Annotated in this window: 19 protein-coding genes and 1 tRNA gene; 11 read left to right on the top strand and 9 right to left on the bottom strand. The window is 72.1% G+C overall.

Annotated elements, in window-relative coordinates:
• Nucleotides 1-149: 149 nt before the first annotated feature.
• The 4 genes from ACVCAG_RS04760 to ACVCAG_RS04745 all read right to left on the bottom strand — a co-directional run bounded on the left by ACVCAG_RS04760 (nucleotide 150) and on the right by ACVCAG_RS04745 (nucleotide 2456).
• A tRNA-Lys gene (locus ACVCAG_RS04760) sits at nucleotides 150-223 on the bottom strand.
• A gap of 411 nt (nucleotides 224-634) precedes the next feature.
• Entirely contained in the window at nucleotides 635-1030 is a 396-nt protein-coding gene (locus ACVCAG_RS04755) for an OsmC family protein (protein WP_440081698.1), read from the bottom strand.
• An 87-nt stretch (nucleotides 1031-1117) separates the two neighbouring features.
• Nucleotides 1118-1402, bottom strand: coding sequence for a hypothetical protein (locus ACVCAG_RS04750; RefSeq protein ID WP_440072370.1), 285 nt, complete (start codon nucleotides 1400-1402; stop codon nucleotides 1118-1120).
• Between the two features lie 61 nt (nucleotides 1403-1463).
• Nucleotides 1464-2456, bottom strand: a complete 993-nt coding sequence (locus ACVCAG_RS04745; protein ID WP_447189533.1) for an NADP-dependent oxidoreductase — start codon at nucleotides 2454-2456, stop codon at nucleotides 1464-1466.
• A gap of 701 nt (nucleotides 2457-3157) precedes the next feature.
• Between ACVCAG_RS04745 and ACVCAG_RS04740 the strand changes: the two genes are divergently transcribed.
• Complete coding sequence (locus ACVCAG_RS04740) at nucleotides 3158-3538, top strand: phage holin family protein (protein WP_440072369.1); 381 nt, start codon at nucleotides 3158-3160, stop codon at nucleotides 3536-3538.
• A 4-nt stretch (nucleotides 3539-3542) separates the two neighbouring features.
• Complete coding sequence (locus ACVCAG_RS04735; RefSeq protein WP_447189498.1) at nucleotides 3543-4991, top strand: aromatic amino acid lyase; 1449 nt, start codon at nucleotides 3543-3545, stop codon at nucleotides 4989-4991.
• Nucleotides 4992-5001: 10 nt separating this feature from the next.
• Here the strand turns inward: ACVCAG_RS04735 and ACVCAG_RS04730 are convergent, their stop codons facing one another.
• On the bottom strand, nucleotides 5002-5991 hold the full coding sequence (locus ACVCAG_RS04730; RefSeq protein WP_440081701.1) for a substrate-binding domain-containing protein: 990 nt from the start codon (nucleotides 5989-5991) through the stop codon (nucleotides 5002-5004).
• Between the two features lie 213 nt (nucleotides 5992-6204).
• Between ACVCAG_RS04730 and ACVCAG_RS04725 the strand changes: the two genes are divergently transcribed.
• From ACVCAG_RS04725 to ACVCAG_RS04690, 8 genes are all read left to right on the top strand, one after another.
• Entirely contained in the window at nucleotides 6205-7170 is a 966-nt protein-coding gene (locus ACVCAG_RS04725; RefSeq protein WP_447189497.1) for an amidohydrolase, read from the top strand.
• Nucleotides 7167-7349, top strand: coding sequence for a hypothetical protein (locus tag ACVCAG_RS04720; RefSeq protein WP_447189496.1), 183 nt, complete (start codon nucleotides 7167-7169; stop codon nucleotides 7347-7349). Before ACVCAG_RS04725 ends, ACVCAG_RS04720 begins: the two co-directional genes overlap by 4 nt.
• Nucleotides 7346-7873 (top strand): cysteine dioxygenase, encoded by a 528-nt coding sequence (locus tag ACVCAG_RS04715; protein ID WP_440081703.1) that lies wholly within the window; start codon nucleotides 7346-7348, stop codon nucleotides 7871-7873. The genes ACVCAG_RS04720 and ACVCAG_RS04715 overlap by 4 nt, the downstream gene beginning before the upstream one ends.
• Nucleotides 7874-7974: 101 nt before the next feature.
• Nucleotides 7975-9015, top strand: coding sequence for an ABC transporter substrate-binding protein (locus tag ACVCAG_RS04710; protein WP_440081704.1), 1041 nt, complete (start codon nucleotides 7975-7977; stop codon nucleotides 9013-9015).
• A 1-nt stretch (nucleotide 9016) separates the two neighbouring features.
• On the top strand, nucleotides 9017-9931 hold the full coding sequence (locus ACVCAG_RS04705) for an ABC transporter ATP-binding protein (RefSeq protein WP_447189495.1): 915 nt from the start codon (nucleotides 9017-9019) through the stop codon (nucleotides 9929-9931).
• A complete protein-coding gene (locus ACVCAG_RS04700; RefSeq protein WP_447189494.1) occupies nucleotides 9928-10677 on the top strand; it encodes an ABC transporter permease in 750 nt (249 codons plus the stop codon). Before ACVCAG_RS04705 ends, ACVCAG_RS04700 begins: the two co-directional genes overlap by 4 nt.
• A gap of 57 nt (nucleotides 10678-10734) precedes the next feature.
• Nucleotides 10735-11052: a hypothetical protein gene (locus tag ACVCAG_RS04695; protein WP_447189493.1), complete on the top strand. Its 318-nt coding sequence runs from the start codon at nucleotides 10735-10737 to the stop codon at nucleotides 11050-11052.
• Nucleotides 11045-12715: an FAD-dependent monooxygenase gene (locus tag ACVCAG_RS04690; RefSeq protein ID WP_447189492.1), complete on the top strand. Its 1671-nt coding sequence runs from the start codon at nucleotides 11045-11047 to the stop codon at nucleotides 12713-12715. The genes ACVCAG_RS04695 and ACVCAG_RS04690 overlap by 8 nt, the downstream gene beginning before the upstream one ends.
• An 83-nt stretch (nucleotides 12716-12798) precedes the next feature.
• On the opposite strand, the gene ACVCAG_RS04685 is transcribed toward ACVCAG_RS04690, so the two are convergent.
• The 4 genes from ACVCAG_RS04685 to ACVCAG_RS04670 all read right to left on the bottom strand — a co-directional run bounded on the left by ACVCAG_RS04685 (nucleotide 12799) and on the right by ACVCAG_RS04670 (nucleotide 18877).
• Nucleotides 12799-13896 carry a glycerophosphodiester phosphodiesterase family protein gene (locus ACVCAG_RS04685; protein ID WP_440081709.1) on the bottom strand — a complete coding sequence of 366 codons (1098 nt, stop codon included), beginning with the start codon at nucleotides 13894-13896 and terminating at the stop codon, nucleotides 12799-12801.
• A 269-nt stretch (nucleotides 13897-14165) separates the two neighbouring features.
• Entirely contained in the window at nucleotides 14166-15863 is a 1698-nt protein-coding gene (gene alsS, locus ACVCAG_RS04680) for an acetolactate synthase AlsS (RefSeq protein ID WP_440081710.1), read from the bottom strand.
• Nucleotides 15864-16110: 247 nt separating this feature from the next.
• A complete protein-coding gene (locus tag ACVCAG_RS04675; protein ID WP_440081711.1) occupies nucleotides 16111-17328 on the bottom strand; it encodes an MFS transporter in 1218 nt (405 codons plus the stop codon).
• 88 nt (nucleotides 17329-17416) lie between these two features.
• Complete coding sequence (locus ACVCAG_RS04670; RefSeq protein WP_447189491.1) at nucleotides 17417-18877, bottom strand: benzaldehyde dehydrogenase; 1461 nt, start codon at nucleotides 18875-18877, stop codon at nucleotides 17417-17419.
• A 362-nt stretch (nucleotides 18878-19239) separates the two neighbouring features.
• On the opposite strand from ACVCAG_RS04670, the gene ACVCAG_RS04665 reads away from it, so the two are divergent.
• On the top strand, nucleotides 19240-20421 hold the full coding sequence (locus ACVCAG_RS04665; RefSeq protein ID WP_447189490.1) for a thiolase family protein: 1182 nt from the start codon (nucleotides 19240-19242) through the stop codon (nucleotides 20419-20421).
• Nucleotides 20422-20433 lie beyond the last annotated feature (12 nt).

Raw genomic sequence — 20433 nt, 5'->3', positions numbered from 1 at the left:
GGCCGAAACCGGTGCTCGGGGCGCGCTCGACACCGGTCATCGGCCGATCGGCCCGGTACGGACCGGGGTGAAAACCGGTACGGACCGGGGTGAAAAACAGACCAGCGCGTCCCGCGATGTGATCGGGAACGCGCTGGTCTGGATTGTTGTGCGCCGCCAGGGACTCGAACCCCGGACCCGCTGATTAAGAGTCAGCTGCTCTAACCAACTGAGCTAGCGGCGCTTGCAACGGAGGTAACTCTAGCAGCAGCTTCAGCGCGCTCGCACCCCGGTTGATCCCGGCAGGCCCCGGTCCGTTTCCTGGAGAAACCGGACCGGCCGGACGCCGTCCGGCCCTCCACAGGCTCGGGGCCGGACAGTCCCCCAACTGTCCGGCCCCGGCCTCTTCGCGGGCTTTGCCGTCGTCTCCCCCAAGACTTCGGCGGCTCCGCTCAGGAACGCGATCCCCCTCGCGTTCTTATCCGGTGAAAAGTCTCTGCAACGCTCCCCCCGGGCTTCGCAGACCCCTCGACCTGCAACAACACTACCTAGCCAAATGTAACGGGCGCGTCATCCAAAGGTTGATTTTGCGCCTACACCCAACCTTGACCCGGTATCACCGAAGCGCCGTCAGCGGGCCGCCCGGTGGGGACCGTCAGGGAAGTTCGAGGTTGATCTCCATGTTGTCCCTCAGAGCCCGGCTCACCGTGCAGTACTTCTCCTCGACGCGGTGGGCCACGGCACGGAGGACCTCGGCGGCCTTCTCGTCCCCCTCGGGCAGCTCCACGTCGTAGGTGATGGTGATCGTCCCCAGTTTGGACGACTCGACCTTCTCCGCCTGGACGGTCATCGCCAGGCGGGTCATCCGATGGCCGCGCTGGGCCGTCAGCGGCTCCACGGTGACGATGTTGCAGCCGCCGAGCGCCGCGAGCAGCAGCTCGACCGGGGTGAACACCCCCTGCTCGTCACCGCCGCCCATGGCGACCTCGGCTCCGCGATCGTTGCGCGCCACGAACCCGTCGTCGGTCCGTTCCACTCTCACCTGTGCCATGGCGTTCCTCCCCCTGAATCTGCGGATCACCCTACAGAGGCCCGCGAAGGGAGGAACGCCCGGGTGAGGCCGAGAACGAGGCCGGCCTCAGGCCTCTGGATGTTTGGACAGGTAATCGATGTAGAACGGCCGCAGTGCCTCGCCCAGTTCCCCGTGGCCCGAGGCCATCGCGTCGCTGAGCAGGGCCGAGACCCGGCTGAGGTCGTTGGTCGTCTGGTCCTCGTTCCCCGCGGACGCCTCCGCCGCGGGAATCAACGTGAGCAGCTCCCACAGGAAGCCGAGATCTCCGTGGTGCACGGCGTAGTGGACCGCGCGATCATGCAGTTCCTGGGCCGACAGCGACTCAAGCTCGTCCGTTTCCAACAGACCCACCCCCTCACGCCCCTTCTGCCCCGAGAATATGGCCATCATGCGCAATTGACGGTATGCACCGTCAGGGCACCAGCCGGACCAGCATCTTTCCGGTGTTGGCCCCGCGGAGCATGTCGATGAACGCCCGCGGGGCGTTCTCCAGGCCGTCGACCACGGTCTCGGTGAAGGTGATCTTGCCCTCTCGGAGCCAGGCGCCCACCTCGGCGATCATGTCGGGCAGGCGCGCCTGGTGGTCGAACACGATGAATCCGCGCAGGGTGAGCCGCTTTCCCACGGTCAGGCCCATGTTTCTCGGGCCGGGGACCGGCTCGGTGGCGTTGTAGGAGGAGATCGACCCGCACATCGCGGCCCTGCCGTACGTCCTCAGCTCGTCGATGGCCGCCTCCAGGTGCTCGCCGCCGACGTTGTCGAAGTAGACGTCGATCCCTCCGGGGGCGGCCCTGGCGAGTTGCTCGCGGATCTCGCCGTCGCGGTAGTTGAAGGCGGCGTCGAAGCCGAGGTCGCTGATCAGGTGGGTCACCTTCTCCCGTGACCCGGCGCTGCCCACCACGCGCGAGGCGCCCTTCAACCGGGCGATCTGCCCGGCCATGCTGCCCACCGCGCCCGCCGCGCCGGACACGAACACCGCCTCACCCTCCTCGAAGCGGGCGATGTCGAGCAGGCCCACGTACGCGGTGAGGCCGGTCATGCCCAGCGCGCCCAGGTAGGCGGAGAGCGGTACTCCGGGGATCTCCTCGACCTTGCGGGCCTCCTTCGCGTCGAGGACGGCGTACTCGCGCCAGCCGTATCTGTGGGTGACGGTGTCTCCGGGCGCCAGGCCGGGCGCGCGTGACACGACGACCTCACCCAGCGCGCCGCCGTCGAGGGGCTCGCCGACCTGGAAGGGCGGGATGTAGGACTTGCCCTCGTTCATGCGCCCCCGCATGTACGGGTCGACGCTCATGAAGAGGTTGCGGACGAGGATCTCCCCTTCGGCGGGGGCGGGCGGCTCGACCTCCGCCGTTTCGAAGTTCTCCGGAGCCGGCCACCCCGAGGGCCGCGACGCGAGCCGGATCTCCCTGGAGACCGTACGTCCCTCCCCGCTCGGCGTACGACCGGTGGTCCCCGTTCCCGGCTCGGGTCCTGTTCCCGGCTCGGGTCCTGTTCCCGGCTCGGGTCCTGTTCCCGGCTCGGGTCCTGTTCCCGGCTCGGGTCCTGTTCCCGGCTCGGGTCCTGTTCCCGGCTCGGGTCCTGTTCCCGGCTCGGGTCCTGTTCCCGGGGCGGGGCCGGGCCGGGGAGGGGGACCGGGCTTGGGCGGGCCGGGCTTGGGCGGGGGGCCGGGTTTGGGGGGCGGGCCGGGCTTGGGGACGGAATGGGCCTCGGTTCCGGTTCCGGGCGCTGTCCTGACTCCGGCGGACGGCTTCTCCGGTCGGCCGGTGAATGATCGGGCGTTGGACATGATGAGGTCCCCTCGGCGATTCGTGCTCCTCACCTGGGACTTTCCCATCCGGCGGCGTTTCTCCACGGCGGGGAGCGGCGCACCTGACATGATCTCGCCACTTTCATGACCGCATACGGTCACGGATGCGAAACTTTCCGTGGCGGCCGGGCCGGCTCACCGTCCCGGCGATCGTGGCGGCCGCCGCGTCCTCACCGCCCGGGGTGAAGGGAGCGGTGGATACGCGGCCGACCGGAAAACACCTGTTATGCGTATATATCCACATCCGGGGTGCGAACCTACCGTCCGTCCAGCTATCCATGCGAGGATCCCGAAACGTGAAAGTAATCATCAAAATATTGGTCGTAGCAGCCGCTCTGTGGGCGGCGACCCGGTTCGTGGACGGCATCACGGTGTCCGCACAGACCCCGGTCAAGGAGATCGGCACGCTCATCGCCGTCGCTCTCGTCTTCGGGATCGTCAACGCGGTCCTGAAGCCGATCATCGCGACGCTCGGCTGCGCCTTCTACATCCTCACGCTCGGCCTGTTCGCCCTGGTGGTCAACGCCGGGCTGCTCCTGCTGACCAGCTGGATCGCCGGCGAGCTCTCGCTGCCCTTCCACGTCGACGGCTTCTGGGCCGCGTTCTGGGGCGCGATCGTCGTCGGCCTGGTCAGCTGGCTGCTCGACCTGATCCTCGACGCGATCGTCGGCGACTGAGCCGATGACCGTCGTCCTTGACGGCGTCCACCTGACCTGCGAGCAGGTCGACCGGGCGGCCCACGGCTCCGGGATCGCGCTGGGCTCCACCGGCCGTGCGGAGACGGCATGGCGGATGGCCGGCCTGCTCAACGGGCCCGTCTACGGCCGGACCACCGGCGTGGGCGCCAACAAGGACGTGGCGGCCGAGGACACCGGCCTGGACCTGCTCCGCAGCCACGCGGGCGGCGCCGGACCGGCGATCGAGACGTTCCGCGCCCGCGCCACCCTCGTGGTCCGCCTCAACCAGCTGCTCGCCGGCGGCTCGGGGGTCGATCCCGCGCTCCTGCCGGTGCTCGCCGCCGCCGTCAACCGCGGCCTCACCCCGCCGATCCGCACCTACGGCGCCATCGGTACCGGCGACCTGACCGCCCTGGCCACGACCGCGCTCTGCCTCCTGGGCGAGCTTCCCTGGACCTCGCCCTCCGAGGACGTACGGACCGGGGCGCGGGGCGAAGACACCGGGACCGAAGCCGGGAACGGAGGGGGGAAGAACGTGGAGGGCGGCCCGCCCGGGACGCGGGCGGGAGATCCGGTGCCCAGGTTCGCGCTCGCCTCCGGTGACGCGCTGCCGTTCATCAGCTCGGGCGCGGCGACCCTGGCGGACGCCGCGCTGGCCTGTCACCGCCTGGGCGTCCTGCTGTCCGCCGCCACGGCGGTCGCGGCCCGCTCCTTCCGGGCGATCGAGGCCTCGCTCGAACCGCTCTCCCCCGTCGTGCAACGCGGCCCCGAGCAGACCGAGGTCGCGACCGCGCTGCGGGCGCTGGTCGGCTCCACCAGCCCGCGCCGCGTCCAGGACCCGTACGGCTACCGCGCCTTCCCGCAGGTCCACGGAGCCGTCCTCGACGCTCTGGGCCGGGCGGAGCGGACGATCGTCGAGGAGATGAACGCGGCTCCGGAGAACCCGCTGATCGCCGACGGCCGGGCCTGGCACAACGGCAACTTCCACTCGGCACGGGTCGCGCTCGCCCTCGACGCCCTGCGGGCCGCGCTCGTGCAGACCGCGACGCTGAGCGCCGCCAGGCTCGCCACCCTGAACGATCCGGCCCATACAGGCCTGCTCCCCTTCCTGGCCGAACGTCCAGGGCTGTCCGGGGTCATGATCCTCGAATACGTCGCGCACTCCGCGCTGGCCGAGCTGCGCCACCTGGCCGCGCCGGTCACCCTGGGCGGCGCCGTGCTCTCCCTGGGCACCGAGGACCACGCGAGCTTCACCCCGCAGGCGGCCCGCTCCGCGCTCGCCGCCGCCGAGCCGCTGGAGATCGTCCTGGCGTGCGAGCTGGTGGCCTCCGTACGGGCCCTGCGGCGGCGCGGCCTGCCCTGCGACCTGCCGCTCGATCCCGCGATGGAGGACCGTCCCCTGGACGCCGACCTCGACGCGGCACGCGGGCTCCTGCCCGGCCTCGTTCCCTGAGACCTGCGAGTCAGCCGACCGAGCCGCGCTCGCGGAGCTGGGGTGCCTGGACGATGCGGCGGCGACGCGTGTTGCCGTCGGCGGCCGCCACCACGATGCGGACGGCGGCCCGGACGATGCCGTCGATGTCCCAGTCGACCGTGGTCAGGCCGGGGGTGAGCAGGCCCGACATGGGGTGGTCGTCGTAGCCCATCACGGACACCTCGAACGGGATGCCCAGCTTCCGCTCGGTCGAGGCCGCGTAGACGCCGTAGGCGATCGAGTCGGCGAAACAGAAGAACGCCCGGTGGCCGGCGTCGAGCATCTCGCCCGCGACCTGGGTGGCGGTGCCCAGCGACTGCGAGGCGGTGACCATCTCGATGTCCAGGCCCAGCCGCCCGGCCTCGGCCAGGACGTGCACGTCGGCGGGCCGGTCGGGGGTGCTGGCCCGCGTCGAGGTGAGGACGGCCAGGCGCCGGTGGCCCCGCCGGCGCAGATGCTCCAGGGCGAGGGTCACCCCGGCACGATTGTCGAAGACGACCTCACCCGCCGTACGCGCCCCGGCGAGGGCGTCGCCGATCGACACCACCGGCAGTCCCTCGCACAGGTCGGCCCAGAGCGGCGCCGCGGGGTCGACCGGTTGCACGATCAGCGCGTCCACCCGCTGGTCACGGAGCTGCCTGGCGAGCGTGTTCTCCCTGGCCGGATCTCCCGCGGCGTCCAGGATCAGGGCGTAGCGGTCGTTGTCCTTGAGCGCCCGGCCGATGCCGACGGCCAGCGCCTGCTGCCAGAGGTCCTCCAGGGAGCCGCAGAGCAGGCCGATCATCCCGGTCCGGCCGCTGGCCAGGGCGCGGGCGATGGGGTCGGCCTCGTAGCCGAGCTCGGCCGCGGCCTGCCGCACCCGCTCGATGGTCTCCTCCGACACCTGCATGCCGCGCAGGGCGTACGAGACGGCGGCGGGCGACAGACCGGTGGCCTTCGCCACCTCACGTATGGTCGCTCGTTTCCGGGGCTGGGGCATCCGACCAGCCTATTCCCCGAGGCCTTCGAAGGCGCGTTCCCCGCGCGATCGGCGGCGTCGCGGGACATCGGGAGGTATTGACACGAAGCCAGGTGAAGCGGTTCACTGAAACGGTTCACTGAACCGTGTCACTGTTGGATGTGGCGAGGTGAAGGCGTTTACCCCTATTCTAGGTAGGTAATACCCCGAAGGTGCGAAAGGAGGGGACCCGTCGTGACCGTCGACGTTCACCAGCATCTGTGGACGCCCGCGTTCGTGGACGCGCTCAGACGTCGCACGACCGCGCCCCGGCTCGACGGCTGGACCCTCCACCTGGACGGCGAACCCGCCTACGAGGTCGACCCCGCCGACCACGACCTCACCGGTCGCCTCGCGCTGAACTCGGGGCTCGACCTGGCTCTCGTGTCACTGTCCAGCCCGCTCGGCATCGAGTCGCTGCCCCCCGACGACGCCTGGCCGATCATCGACGCCTACCACGAGGACGCCCTCGCGCTGCCCGCGCCCTTCGGCGCCTGGGCGGCGACCTGCCTCAGCGAGATCGATCCCGCCAGGCTCGCCAAGACCCTCGACGCGCGAGACGGCGTACAGAACGACGCGAAGGACGCGAAGGACGCGAAGGACGACGGCGGCGCGCGGGGCGTGGGGCCGGGGTTCGCCGGGCTCCAGCTGCCCGCGACCGCCGTGCGCGACGCCGTCGGCCTGGCCGGGGTCGCCCCGCTGCTCGACGTGCTCACCGAGCGCGACCTGCCGCTCTTCGTGCACCCCGGCCCCGCCACCGAGCCGGAGGGGCCCGGCTGGTGGCCCGCCGTCGTGCCGTACGTGCAGCAGATGCACGCCGCGTGGTACGCCTTCGCCGCCTTCGGCCGGGCCCGCCACCCGCGCCTTCGGGTCTGCTTCTCGCTGCTCGCCGGGCTGGCCCCGCTCCACTCCGAGCGCCTGGCCAACCGGGGCGGCGAGGGCCGGGGACAGGTCGATCCCGGCCTGTTCCTGGAGACCTCCTCCTACGGCCCGCGCGCCATCGACGCCATCGTCCGCGAGCTCGGCGTCGACATCGTGGTCAGCGGCTCCGACCGGCCCTACGCCACCGCACCCGACCCCGCGCTCGGCGACGCCGCCTGGCACGCCATCGCGGTCACCAACCCGAACCGCCTGCTGAACGGAAAGGAGTCGCGCAAGTGAACCAGTACCAGGGCCGCGAGAGCTGTGCGCTCCCGGCGAAGAGAGCCGTGAGCGAGCGGCGCACCCGAGCCGCCGGGCCCGCCGGCCTCGCCGGTCACGCAGGACCGGACGAGTCCGGCCGGCTCGCCGGGCGGGTCACCACCGCGGGCTTCGGGCCGTCCGGCGGTGAGACCTCATGAGCTACATGAGCTACGAGGCCCTGCCCGCCCGCGCCCTCGACCGGCGCGAGCTCCTCGACCTGGTCAACGATCTGGCCGCCGACCCGTCCACCTGGCAGGACCAGGTGGAGTTCCCCGAGGAGGGCGGGCGCCACTTCGCCTCCCTCTACCGCGACTCCCACGTGGACGTCTGGCTGCTGTGCTGGCGTCCCGAGGACGACACCGGCTGGCACGACCACGACACCTCCTCCGGGGCGGTCCGCGTCGTGGCCGGGACGCTCCTGGAGTGCAACCCCCGCATCGGCGGCGAGCACCTGGAGACCGTGATCTCGGAGGGCGAGTCCTTCTCCTTCGGCCCCGACCACATCCACCGGCTGACCGGCGCGGTGCACGGCAGCGTCTCGATCCACGCCTACTCGCCGCCGCTGTGGCGCCTGGGCCAGTACTCCATCAGCGACAGCGGCGTGATGCGCCGCGTCTCGGTGAGCTACGCCGACGAGCTGCGCCCCATGGACGACGCCGAGCGGATGGTCGAGGTCGCCTGAGGGACGCGGTTTCCGCTGAAAATTTGACAGAAAGTCATCCCGGACCGTTGCCGGATTTGATCAAAAACGCTTTGATCAAATCTGGTAACGGAAGGGGACCTGTGAACATCCCGACGATCGTCCGCGGCTCGCTGGCAGCCTTATGCCTCCTGGTTGCGAGCGCGTGTGCGAACGCCGACACCGGCAGCACCTCCGCGACGGGCTCCGGCGCGCCGTCCGCGCCCGCGGCGGCCACGAAGATCACCTATCTGACCTCGTTCAACGTCTTCGGGCGCGACGCCTACGCCTATGTCGCCCTGGAGAAGGGATATTTCAGGGACGCCGGGTTCGATGTCACCATCAGACCCGGCAGCGGCACGGCCGACTCCCTCAAACTGATCGCGAGCGGCCAGGCCGACTTCGGGATCACCGACCTGACCGGCTCCATCGTCACTCTGGCGGGGCAGAAGCTGCCGGTCACCGGCGTGGCGGCGATCCAGCAGCGGTCGCTCACCGCCGTCATCGCCCTCGAGGGCTCGGGCATCGCCGCGCCCAAGGACCTGGAGGGCAAGAAGATCGCCGACCCGCCCGGCTCGGCCGTGAAGCTCGTCTTCCCCGCGTACGCCAAGGCCGCCGGGATCGACCCGGCCAAGGTCACCTTCGTCCCCGCGCCGCCGCCGTCGCTCCCGCAGCTGCTGTCCTCGGGCAAGGTCGACGCCATCGGCCAGTTCGTGGTGGGCAGGCCGACCATCGAGCAGGCGGCCCAGGGACGCAAGGCCGTGGTCCTGCCGTACAGCGACCACGTCAAGGAGATGTACGGCAACATCCTCACGACCACCGCGAAGATGGCGGCCGAGAAGCCCGAGGTGGTGACGAGGTTCCGGGACGCCCTGCTCAAGGGGCTGGAGTATGCCGTCGACAACCCCGACGAGTCAGGAAAAATCCTGAACAAGTATCACCCGACCCAGAACCCGGTCACCGCGGCCGCGGAACTGAAGGAGATGGCCGCCTTCGTACGGCCGTCGGAGGCCGGGGTACCCGTGGGTGCGCTGGACGAGAGCCGTGTGGCCGCCGTCATCACCATCCTCGAAGACGCGAAGGTGATCCAGTCCGGTTTCAAGCCCTCCGACATCGTCACCTTCGGTCTGGCCCCCGGATCCTGACATGATCGAAATATCGGATCTGTCCTGCGTGTTCCCCGGCAGGGCCGGACCGGTGACCGCGCTGGAGGGAATCGGCCTGCGGGTGCGCGAGCACGAGTTCGTGGCGGTGATCGGGCGCTCGGGCTGCGGGAAGTCGACGCTCCTGCGGCTGATCGCCGGTCTCATCCCGGCGACCGGCGGGGAGGTGCGGGTCGCGGGAGAGCCGGTGACCGGGCCCCGTCCCGATGTCAGCCTCATGTTCCAGCGGCCCGCCCTGCTCCCGTGGCGGACGGTCCTCGGCAACGTGCTGCTGCCCGTGGAGTTCCTCGGCAGGTCGAAGGCCGCCCATCTCGGCCGCGCGCGCGAGCTGCTGCGCGTGGCCGGGCTGGAGGGGTTCGAGAAGCGGCTCCCGCACGAGCTGTCGGGTGGCATGCAGCAGCGGGTGGCCCTGTGCCGGTCGCTGATCTGCGAGCCGAAGGTGATGCTCATGGACGAGCCGTTCTCCGCGCTGGACGCGCTCACCCGCGAGGAGCTCTCCGCCGAGCTCCAGCGGATCCGGGCGGAGAGCGCCGCCACGGTCGTCCTCGTCACCCACTCCATCGAGGAGGCGGTACTGCTCGCGGACCGGGTCGTGGTGCTCAGCCCGCGGCCCGGCCGGGTCCGGGAGATCGTGGAGATCGACGTGCCCCGGCCGCGCTCCCTCGGCCGCGACGCCCACGCGGAGCGGCTGGCCGGGTACGGCGCGGAGCTGCGCTCGCTGCTCGCCGAACCGCTCGGCGAGCAAACCGGCGAACAAGACGGCGAGCGGACCGACATGCGGACCGGTGCGCGGGCCGGCGAACAAGACGGCGAGCGGACCGGCGAACAGAGCGGTGAACGGGCCGGTGAGCCGGCTCCGGGCTCGTCCGGGGAACCGACGGGGAGAACCGCCGGATGAGGGTCTGGGTGCTTCCCGCGGTCGGCGCGGCACTGACCGTGGCGGCCTGGTGGCTGGCCACGGTCGCCTTCGACATCGCGCCGTACGTCCTGCCCGCGCCTCCCGACGTGCTCGCCGTCTTCGGTGAGCACGGCGGCTACCTGATCGACCAGACCTGGGTGACGCTGGTGGAGACGCTGCAGGGGTACGCGCTCGCCGTGGTGGCGGGCGCGCTGATCGCGGTCCTGATCGCCACGTTCCGGATCGTCGAGGAGAGCGTCTACCCGCTGCTGATCGCCGTGAACGCGGTGCCCAAGGTGGCCGTCGCGCCGATCCTGGTCGTGTGGATGGGGTTCGGCCAGCTCCCCAAGGTGGTGATGGTCTTCCTCGTCTGCTTCTTCCCCATCGTGATCTCCACGGCCACCGGCCTGAGGTCCACCCCGGCGGAGTTCGTCGAGCTGAGCAGGTCGCTCCGGGCGAGCTGGTGGCGCCTGTTCCTCCAGGTGCGCTTCCCGCACGCCCTGCCGCAGATCTTCGTCGGGCTGAAGGTCGCGATCTCGCTGGCCGTCATCGGCGCGGTGATCGGTGAGTTCGTCGGCGCCCAGGCGGGGCTCGGCTACGTCATCGTCCAGTCCGGCGCGAGCGCGGACACCGCGCTCGCGTTCGCCGCGATGGTCCTGCTCGGCGCGATGAGCATCGCGCTGTTCTACGTCCTGGTCGCGATCGAGCACCTCCTGTTGCCGTGGGCGCGCGAGACCACCGCCTGAACCCGGCTCTCCCGGCAGGCACCCGCCACATCATCCGAGTCGACACGGAGGTATCCGATGAGTGATCCAGAAGCGGGCGAGACCGGGCTGGGCCCGGTGGGCCAGCACGTCGTCTTCGAGAACGAGCTGGTCAGGGTATGGCAGATCGAGCTGGAACCGGGCCAGACCCAGCCCCTGCACCGGCACGACCACCCGTACCTCGTCATCGCGGTCGAGGGGGCCCTCAACGTCATCGAGACCGCCGACGGGCAGCTGATCGACGCGCCGGAACCGCGCGGCTCGGTGATTTTCAGAGATCCGGGCGCGGTGCACAAGCTGACGAACGTGGGAGAGACGAGATACGTCTCGCGCCTGGTGGAGCTGAAGAATGGCTGACCGCCCGACCGCCGGCGAGCGGCCTGTCCCGGCCTCCGGCGAGCGGTCCCCGTCGGCCGGCGGTGAGCGGCCCGCTCCGATCGTCGTGGCCGGCGCGGGTCCCGTGGGGCTCGTCACCGCGCTCGGGCTCGCCCACCACGGCCTCCCGGTCGTGGTGCTCGAGGAGGACGAACGGCTGTCCCCGGACACCAAGGCCGGCTCGCTGCTCACCCGCAGCCTGGAGATCCTGCACCGGTACGGGGCGCTGCCCCCGGTGCTCCGCGCCGCGCTGCGCGTCGACGAGATCGGCGAGTTCGAGCGTGCCACGGGCCTGCCCAGGTTCCGGGTGCGTACGGACGCGCTGGCCGGGGACACCCGGTTCCCGTTCCTCGCCAACATCCCGCAGCACCACCTGGAGCCGGTGCTCCGCGACGAGCTGGAGCGCAGGGTGCCGGGCGCGCTGCGCATGGGACACCGCGTGACCGGTTTCCGGCAGGACCCGGACGGGGTGGAGGTGACCGCCGAGACGGCCTCGGGGCCGCGGGTGATCCGCGGGTCGTTCCTGCTGGGCTGCGACGGCGGGCGGTCGTCCATCCGGGGGGCGCTCGGGGTGACCGTCGAGGGCCGGACGCTGGAGGAGCGGTACGTGCTCGTCGACCTGGAGGTCGACCTCGACATCGACACCCCGCGCGACTATCCCTACCTGGGCTACTTCTCCGACCCGGAGGAGTGGGTGGTCGTGGTGCGCCTGCCGCACTGCTGGCGCTTCGTCTACCCGCTCAAACCGGGCACGCCGGAACCGGACGAGGCGGAGCTGCGGGACAGGGCGCTGCGCTTCCTCGGGGAGGTGGGCCCCTCGCGGCTGGTGGGCTGCAACGTCTACCGCGTCCATCACCGGATCGCGAGCCGCTGGCGTGACCACCGGGTCTTCCTGCTCGGGGACGCCGCCCACCTGATCACGCCGATGTGGGCCCTCGGCCTCAACACCGGGGCGCTGGACACCTCCAACCTGGCGTGGCGCCTGGCGTGGGTGCTGCGGGGGTGGGCGGACGACCGGCTGCTCGACGGGTACGAGAGCGAGCAGCTGCCGGTGGCCTCCCTGGGCTCGGGCAAGATGGCCGAGGCGGCCCGCGCCGTCATGGCCCATCGCGGTGCGGACGCCGCGGCCATGACGGAGGGCGGCTGGGGAACCGCCCAGACGCGCACGCTGCTGGGCGTGCGGCTCGACGTGGACGGCACCGGCGACTGGGGCATGGTCAAGACCGGTGACACCCCCGCGCCGGTGCGGCGCGGTGACCGCGCCCCGGACCTGCCGCTGTTCGGCCCCGCCGGGGAGGTCCACGTGCACGACCTGTGCGCGGACTCCTTCGTGGCGCTGTACTTCACCGACGCCCGGCGGGCTCCCCTGGTTCCGCCCCCCGACTCGCCCGCGCTACGGCAGTACGTGGTCAGCAGGTGGGACGTGCCACCGGGCTCGGAGCTGCGTGACCGGCTCCTGCTCGACCCCGGCGAGCGGGTCCGCCTGCGGTTCGGCGTCCCCGACGACACGCTGGTGCTGGTGCGGCCCGACGGGCACATCACCGCGATCAGGCCGTTCGCCCCCCGGGGAGGCGAGGGCCTGGCCGAGGACCTCTACACGGCCGTCACGGACAGGCCGCCGCCGGCCCCCTCCCCCGTCCGCTAGCCGCGTTCCCGGCCCGCACGGGGTCCCGCGTCGCGAGACCCCCGTGCGGATCGCCGTACCCGGGTGATCGGGGCCGAGGGGTGCTAGAAGACGCGCTCCCTGACGGCGTTGGCCATGCCCGGGTCGTCGGCGAAGACGCCGTCGACGCCGAGGGAGTAGAGCCTCTCCAGCCAGCCCATCACGTTGCCGGTGGCGCGCGGGTAGGCCGGGCTCGCCGGGTTGCCGAACCGGAAGTCCACCGGGAGCTGCGAGTTCTCGTTCCTGACGGTCCAGGTGTGGACCTTCAGACCGGCCCGGTGGGCGTCCCGGACGAGCGGGGTGGGCGGCAGGAGGCGTCCGTCGGGGCCGGCGGGCACGATCCGCCTGGTGTCGACGCCGACGCCGTCCGCGTAGCTCGCCACGTCGCGGAGCCCGGCGGGGGCGACCATGGTGTCGTAGGTGCGCGGGTCTCCGGCGGCGACCCAGTCGTACGGGGCGCCGGTGGCGGTGATGAGCTGGATCAGCGGCAGCTTGGTCCGCTTGCTCAGCTCGCGCAGGTTGGCGGTCTCGAAGGACTGGATGAAGACCGGGTCCCGGCTCCCGCGCCAGCCGTGCCGGCCGAGCACGTCGAGCAGCGGCTCCTCCAGGGAGAGGCCGATGGAGTCGAAGTAGGTCGGGTGCTTGGTCTCGGGGTAGACGCCGACCCCGCTGCGCTTGGCGAGCGCGACGACCTCGTCGAAGGTCGGGATCTCCGCGAGGCCGTTGAAGGCGGTGTTGTCCGGACGCAGGTCGGGAACGCGCTCCTCGGCCCTGAGCGTCTTCAGCTCCGCGAGCGTGAAGTCCTCGGTGAACCAGCCGGTGATCGGGGTGCCGTCGATGGTCTTGGTCGTCCGGCGCGCCGCGAACTCGGGGTGGTTCTCGACGTCCGTGGTGCCGCCGATCTCGTTCTCGTGCCTGGCCACCAGCACGTGGTCCTTCGTCGAGACCAGGTCGGGCTCGATGTAGTCGGCGCCGAGCGCGATCGCGGTCTCGTACGAGAGCAGGGTGTGCTCGGGCCGGTGCGCGCTGGCGCCCCGGTGGGCGATGACGAGGGGTTCGCGGCCGCGCGGCTCGGCGGTGGCGGGTTCGGGTTGTTGCAGCACAACGGCGACGGTACCGGTCGCGAGGACCGTCAGCGCCGCGGCCAGAAGCCTACGGATCATGTTCAGGAACGTAGGCCGCTTGGATGACCATTGGAACAACGACTCGCGAAGGGAACGGGACGTGCGGGCGGCCGATGGTCCGCGCCGCCCCGGAGGGCGGGTCCGGACCTCCCGGGCGCCTCCGGCCTCCGGCGGGCGGCGGGGCCACCACCACCGTCGCGGTGCGCGAGGAAGGCGCGCACCGGCCCGTCCAGGAAGCCGTGGTGTCCACGGTGTCCATGATGTCGGTGGGCTCCGTCCATCGCGCCGTCACCTCTCCCGGGAGGATGTCACTCGAACGACTCCAGGTGCAGAACCGCCCCGAGGCTCTCGTTGTCGCCGTAGTCGACCGGCACGTCGACGACGACGGGACCCGGCGTGTCGAGGGCCCGGCGGAGCACCGCGGGAAGCTCGTCCGCGCAGGTCGCCCGCATCCCGGCCGCGCCGAAGCTCTCGGCGAAACGCACCGTGTCGATCGGGCCGAAGTCGACCCCCGACGTCCGCCCGTACTTCAGCCGCTCCTGGAAGGCGACCATGTCGTAGGTGCCGTCGCGCCACACCAGATGCGTGAGGTCGGCGCCGACGCGCACGGCGGTCTCCAGTTCCATGGCGGAGAAGAGGAAGCCCCCGTCGCCGGAGACGGACACCACCTTGTGGCCCGGCCGCACCAGCGCCGTGGCGACGGCCCGGGGCAGTGCCACACCGAGCGTCTGCTGGCCGTCGGAGAACAGCAGGCCGCGTGGCCGGTAGGTCCGGAAGTGACGGGCCATCCAGATGTAGTGGGAACCGACGTCGCAGACCACGGTGGTGTCGTCGTCGACCGCCTCGCGCAGGGCGCGGACGATCCGCAGGGGATGGATTCGGCCAGGACGGGATTCGGCGGGCGCGGTGTCCAGCTCGGCGAGCCTGGCGCGCAGCCTCGCGACACGGGCCGCGGCGCCGGGTGCGAGGGCCAGCCCGTCCAGCCGGTCGGCCAGTGCCGTCACGGTGGCCGCCACGTCGCCGCGCAGCTCGACCGACGGTCGGTAGTGATTGTCGATCTCCGCCGGGCAGTCGTCCAGGTGGACGATCTCCGGTCCCACCCCGGGGCCCGGGTTCCACAGCCCGGGGTCGTACTCGACATGGTCGTACCCGACGGCGAGGACGAGGTCCGCCTGGCCCAGCGCCTCGTCTCCCGGCTGGTTGCGGAACAGGCCGACCCTGCCGAGGAAGCGTTCCTCCAGCTCCCCTCGCGGCACCACCCCGGCGGCCCGGAAGGTCTCCACCACCGGCAGCCCGGTGCGCGCCATCAGGCCGCGCACCGCCTCGGCCGTGACCCGGTCGCCGGTCCGGGCCCCGAGCAGCACGACCGGCGTCCGGGCCCGCCTGACGGCGTCCGCGGCCCGGTCGACCGCCTCCGGAGAGGCGGGCCCGAGCCGTGGCACGTCCGGAGTCCCGGCGGGGGACTCCGTGGTGGCGTCACCGAGGAGGTCCTGCGGGAGGATGACGGCCACGGCCCCGCGGGGCGAGGTGGAGGCCGCCCGGTAGGCGTTCGACACGACCTCGGGCAGGGCCGCCACGTCGTCCACCTCCCAGGTGGACTTGCAGACCGCCCGGAGCAGGCCGGCCGAGTCCATCGACCGGTGTGTCCGCTTCAGGCGGCCGGCGCGGGGCGCCGCCCCGGCGAACGCGACGACCGGGTCGCCCTCCGTGGTCGCCGTCGCCAGGCCCGTGGCCAGGTTGGAGGTGCCGGGCCCCGAGGTCACCAGCACCACGCCGGGCCGCCCGGTGAGCCGGCCGGCCGCCGCCGCCATGAAGGCGGCGTTCTGCTCGTGCCGGCACACCACCAGCCGTGGCCCGGCGTCGACCAGGGCGTCGAACACCGCGTCGATCTTGGCGCCCGGGATCCCGAAGACGTACTCGACCCCCGACCTCTCCAGGCAGTCGACCAGCAGATCCGCGCCGGTGGCGGGGACCCGCCTCACGAGCCGTCGCGCCGTCGCGACCATGTCCGCCTCCCCGTCCACATCGCGGGGAGCCCCGATGACACGGGGTTGTCGTCGCGAAGAGAGTCGCAAAGAGAATGGAATGACGGCCACCCCGGATCCGGGTGAACGCGATGCCGTACGGCGTGCCGCCGATCGCGGCTCCGCCCTTCGGTCATCCGGTGGCGGCCCCGTCCCACGCTACGCGCCCGCCCGGAAAGCCACAAGAGGCCGATTCACCCCGCTGACCAGGGCTTTCACGGCACACAGGTCAGGCCAGGGAGGGCGAGCCCTCGGCCGGACGAGGCTCTCCCGCCCCGGACGGCGCGACCGGGCGCCCGGCCAGGAACCCGGCCGCCAGCTGCAGGCCGCACGCGCCGAGCCCGGCCAGCAGCGGCAGCGTCCAGCCGCCCGAGAGCTGGTGGAGCGCGCCGATCAGGAGCGGTCCGAGCGCGGCCAGCGTGTAGCCGACGGACTGGGCGACGGCCGACAGGGCGGTGACCGAGACCGGGTCGGGCGCGCGGAGCGTGATGATGAGCAGGGCCAGCGCGATCGAGGCGCCCTGCCCCACCCCGAGGACGATCATCCAGAGCCACGGCAGGGCGGCGGGGGCGATCAGCACTCCGAGGTATCCGGCGATCGTGAGAACGGTCGCGGCGGTGACGTACGGCACCTGCGACCGGGCCCGGCCCGCGAGCACCGGGACGGTCAGCGTGGCCGCCACCTGGGCCAGGTTGGTGAGGCTGAGCATGTATCCGGCCTGGTCGGCGGGGAGTCCCGCGTCCTTGAAGATCGTCGGTATCCAGGCCAGCATGATGTAGAAGGTCAGCGACTGCAGGCCCATGTAGACGGTGACGTACCAGGTCACCCGGCTGCGGAGCAGCAGGGCGAACGGCCTGGGCGCGACCTCCGGGCGGGCGGGGCGGCGCAGCGCCTGGGGCAGCCAGAGCGCCGCCGCCGCCAGTGCCGGGATCGCGGTCATCGCCGTCACCTCGCGCCAGCCGAGCCCGGTGGCCCGCTCGATCGGGACCACCGAACCGGACGCCACCGCGGCGCCCAGCACCAGGCCGGAGACGTAGATCGCGGTGAACGGCCCGACCCGCGTGGGGAAGTGCTGCTTGACCACGCCGGGCATCGCGACGTTCATCACGGCGATGGCCGTACCGGCGACGGCCGCGCCCGCGTAGAGCGCGGGGACGCTTCCCGTGCCGCGCAGCGCCACTCCGGCCGCCAGGATCAGCAGCCCGGCCATGAGCGTGCGGTCCAGGCCGAAGCGGCGGGCGAGCAGGGGGGCGAGCGGGCCGAGGACGCCCAGGCAGACCACCATGACGGTGGTGATCGCCCCGCCCCCGGCGGCGCTCAGCCCGAGATCGTCCATGATCTCGTCCAGTACCGGGGAGATGCCCGCCAGCGCGGGCCGCAGGTTGAGCGCCGCGAGCACGAACCCCGCGACGAGCAACACCCGCGACATCCACGACACCCGCGACATACCGACTCCCCGCTCGAACATTGCCCAACTCTCCCATAAGCCTCACGGCGCACTATCAGGGGAGGTTATGCAGCCCGCCAGCAGGGAGTCAGAAGGGATACGTCGCGATATTTCCTTGCATCGTCACCCAGCGGGTCTCGGTGAAGGCCTCGATGTTGGCCCGTCCCCCGCCGAAGCGTGAGCCGGTACCCGACGCGCCGACCCCGCCGAACGGGGCCACCGCCTCGTCGTCCACCGTCTGGTCGTTGACGTGCACGATTCCGGTGGGAACGAGGTCGGCCAGCGCCAGGCCGCGCATCGCGTCGCGCGTCAGGATGCCCAGCGACAGGCCGTACTCGCTGTCGGAGGCCAGCGCGGCGGCCTCCTCGATCGTGGAGAACGGCACGACGGGCGCGACCGGGCCGAACACCTCCTGGACGTACGCGGGAGCGTGCGCGGGCAGGTCGGCCAGGACCGTGGGCCGGTAGAAGAGTCCCTCGTAGGTGCCGCCCGCGGCCAGCCGCGCCCCGGCGTCGACGCTCGCGGAGACCAGGCCGTGGACCTTGTCCCGCTGGCCGGCGTCGATCAGCGGGCCGAGCGCGACCTGCCCGCCCGCCGGATCGCCGACCGGCAGGTGGTCGGCCTTCTCCGCGAGCCGCGCCACGTACTCCTCCGCGATCGAGGAGTGCACCAGGTGGCGTCCGGTGGTCATGCAGATCTGCCCCTGGTGCAGGAAGGAGCCCCAGGCGCCCGCCGAGACGGCGAGGTCCAGGTCCGCGTCGTCCAGGACGATCAGCGCGCTGTTGCCGCCGAGCTCCAGGTGCACCCGCTTGAGCAGCCGTCCGCACGCCTCGCCGACCGCGCGCCCCGCCGCGGTCGAGCCGGTGAAGGAGATCACCCGTACCAGCGGATCGCCGACCAGCGCCTGACCGGCCGCCACCCCTCCCGGCAGCACGTGGAGCAGCCCGGGGGGCAGGCCCGCCTCCTCGAAGACGCGGGCGACGGCGACACCTCCGGAGACGGCGGTACGCGGGTCGGGCTTGAGGATCACCGCGTTCCCCAGGGCGAGCGCGGGGGCGACCGAGCGGATGGCGAGGACCAGCGGGAAGTTGAACGGGGCGATCACCCCGACCACCCCGGCGGGTACGCGGCGGGCCAGGCTGAGCCGCCGCTTGACGGTCGGCAGGATCTCCCCCAGCGGCTGGGACGCCAGCGCGGCGGCCTCGTGGCACTCCTGGGCGGCGACGTGCGTCTCCACGCCCGCCTTGGGGCGGATCGACCCGGCCTCACGGACCAGCCAGTCCTGGATCTCCTCGGCGTGCTCCTCGAACAGCCTCCCGGCCCGCCGCAGCACGGCCGCCCGCTCCTCGAACGAGGTCGCCGCCCACTCCCGCTGTGCCCGTACGGCGCGCACGGCCGCCGCCGCCACGTCCTCGGGCCCGGCCACGCCGACCCGGCCGAGCTCCGCGCCGGTGGCGGGCTCGACCACGGCCGCGTCGCCCGCGCGCGAGGTGCTCCAGCCGTCCCCGAAAACCTGCCCGGTCCACGTCTTGGCGTCCATCAGCGGCATGGCGTCTCCTTTGTCATGTTGAGTCATGGTGAGTCACGGCTGGTCATGGCCGGCCAGGGCGGCTGGGGAACGACGCACGGAACCTTCCGGAGGGAAGAGGTCGGGGATGGGTGTGCGTTATGCGAACAACCATTCCCTGAACGCACGATGCGTATCGCGGAAGCTACGCCCCGGCATCCGGCGTGTCAAGGAATGTCGGGCCGTGAAGTTGACCGTCCGAACGACACCTCAGTATGTTCATTCAGAGAACATTCGTACGCATGACGAACGTCCACCGATCCGGGTAACGAGGACGCGCGGGAAGGAACGATGGCCACGGTGGCCCCGCTCGCCGAGCCCCCGGCCGACAGGAGCCTCCGAACGTGAACGACGTCTACATCCTCGACGCGGTCCGCACGCCCATCGGCCGGTACGGCGGGGCGCTGTCGGGCGTCCGCCCCGACGACCTGGCCGCGCACGTCGTCCGCGCGCTGGCCGACCGCGCCCCCGCGCTCGACCCCGCCGCCATCGAGGACGTGTTCTTCGGCGCGGCCAACGGGGCGGGCGAGGACAACCGGGACGTCGCGCGGATGGCCGTGCTCCTGGCCGGGCTGCCGGTGACGGTGCCCGGCACGACCCTCAACCGGCTGTGCGGCTCCGGCCTGGAGGCGGCGATCGCCGCCTCCCGCGCGGTGGCCGTGGGCGACGCCTCCCTGGTGGTCGCCGGAGGTTCCGAGTCGATGAGCCGGGCGCCGTGGGTGATGCCCAAGCCCGCGCGGGGCTTCGACCGGGGAGAGCGGACCCTGCACGACACCGCCCTCGGCTGGCGCATGGTCAACCCCCGGATGCCCGCCGAGTGGACGGTCGCCCTGGGTGAGGGCGCCGAGATCCTCGCCGACCGCTACGACATCGGCCGCGAGGCCCAGGACCGGTTCGCGCTGCGCAGCCACCGGCGCGCGGCGGCGGCCTGGGAGCGCGGCGTCTTCGACCGCGAGGTGGTCCCGCTCGACGCCCTCGGCCACGACGAGTCCGTCAGGGCCGACTCGACCGAGGAGTCCCTGTCCGGCCTGAAACCGGTCTTCCGCCCCGGCGGCACCGTCACCGCGGGAAACGCCTCCCCGCTCAACGACGGCGCGGCCGCGCTGCTCGTCGGCGACGAGGCGGGGGCCGCCCGGTCCGGACGGGCCCCGCTGGCCAGGATCGTGTCCCGCGCGGTGATCGGCGTCGAGCCGCACCTGTTCGGCGTCGGACCGGTCGACGCGGCCCGTACGGCCCTCAAGCGGGCGGGCGTCGGCTGGTCCGACCTGAGCGTGGTCGAACTCAACGAGGCGTTCGCCGCCCAGTCGCTGGCGTGCCTCGCCGAGTGGCCCGACCTCGACCCCGAGATCGTCAACGTCAACGGCGGCGCCATCGCGCTCGGCCACCCCCTCGGCTCCTCGGGGGCGCGTATCCTCGGCACCCTCGCCCACGAGCTGCACCGCCGGGGCGGCGGGTACGGCCTGGCCGCCATCTGCATCGGCGTCGGCCAGGGACTCGCCGTCGTCCTCGAGGGAATCGGTTCCTGAGCGGCCATGACC

Source organism: Streptosporangium sp. G12, assembly GCF_052983175.1.
Note: the sequence above shows the minus strand (reverse complement) of the source record. Positions and strands in the feature narration are given on the sequence as shown.

Coding starts and splice junctions, on each gene's coding strand:
- ACVCAG_RS04670 (WP_447189491.1), bottom strand. CDS start 18,877: ATGCCGCTGATGGACGCCAAGACGTGGACCGGGCAGGTTTTCGGGGAC.
- alsS (WP_440081710.1), bottom strand. CDS start 15,863: ATGGTCGCGACGGCGCGACGGCTCGTGAGGCGGGTCCCCGCCACCGGC.
- ACVCAG_RS04690 (WP_447189492.1), top strand. CDS start 11,045: ATGGCTGACCGCCCGACCGCCGGCGAGCGGCCTGTCCCGGCCTCCGGC.
- ACVCAG_RS04715 (WP_440081703.1), top strand. CDS start 7,346: ATGAGCTACATGAGCTACGAGGCCCTGCCCGCCCGCGCCCTCGACCGG.
- ACVCAG_RS04695 (WP_447189493.1), top strand. CDS start 10,735: ATGAGTGATCCAGAAGCGGGCGAGACCGGGCTGGGCCCGGTGGGCCAG.
- ACVCAG_RS04755 (WP_440081698.1), bottom strand. CDS start 1,030: ATGGCACAGGTGAGAGTGGAACGGACCGACGACGGGTTCGTGGCGCGC.
- ACVCAG_RS04730 (WP_440081701.1), bottom strand. CDS start 5,991: ATGCCCCAGCCCCGGAAACGAGCGACCATACGTGAGGTGGCGAAGGCC.
- ACVCAG_RS04700 (WP_447189494.1), top strand. CDS start 9,928: ATGAGGGTCTGGGTGCTTCCCGCGGTCGGCGCGGCACTGACCGTGGCG.
- ACVCAG_RS04675 (WP_440081711.1), bottom strand. CDS start 17,328: ATGTCGCGGGTGTCGTGGATGTCGCGGGTGTTGCTCGTCGCGGGGTTC.
- ACVCAG_RS04685 (WP_440081709.1), bottom strand. CDS start 13,896: ATGATCCGTAGGCTTCTGGCCGCGGCGCTGACGGTCCTCGCGACCGGT.
- ACVCAG_RS04705 (WP_447189495.1), top strand. CDS start 9,017: ATGATCGAAATATCGGATCTGTCCTGCGTGTTCCCCGGCAGGGCCGGA.
- ACVCAG_RS04735 (WP_447189498.1), top strand. CDS start 3,543: ATGACCGTCGTCCTTGACGGCGTCCACCTGACCTGCGAGCAGGTCGAC.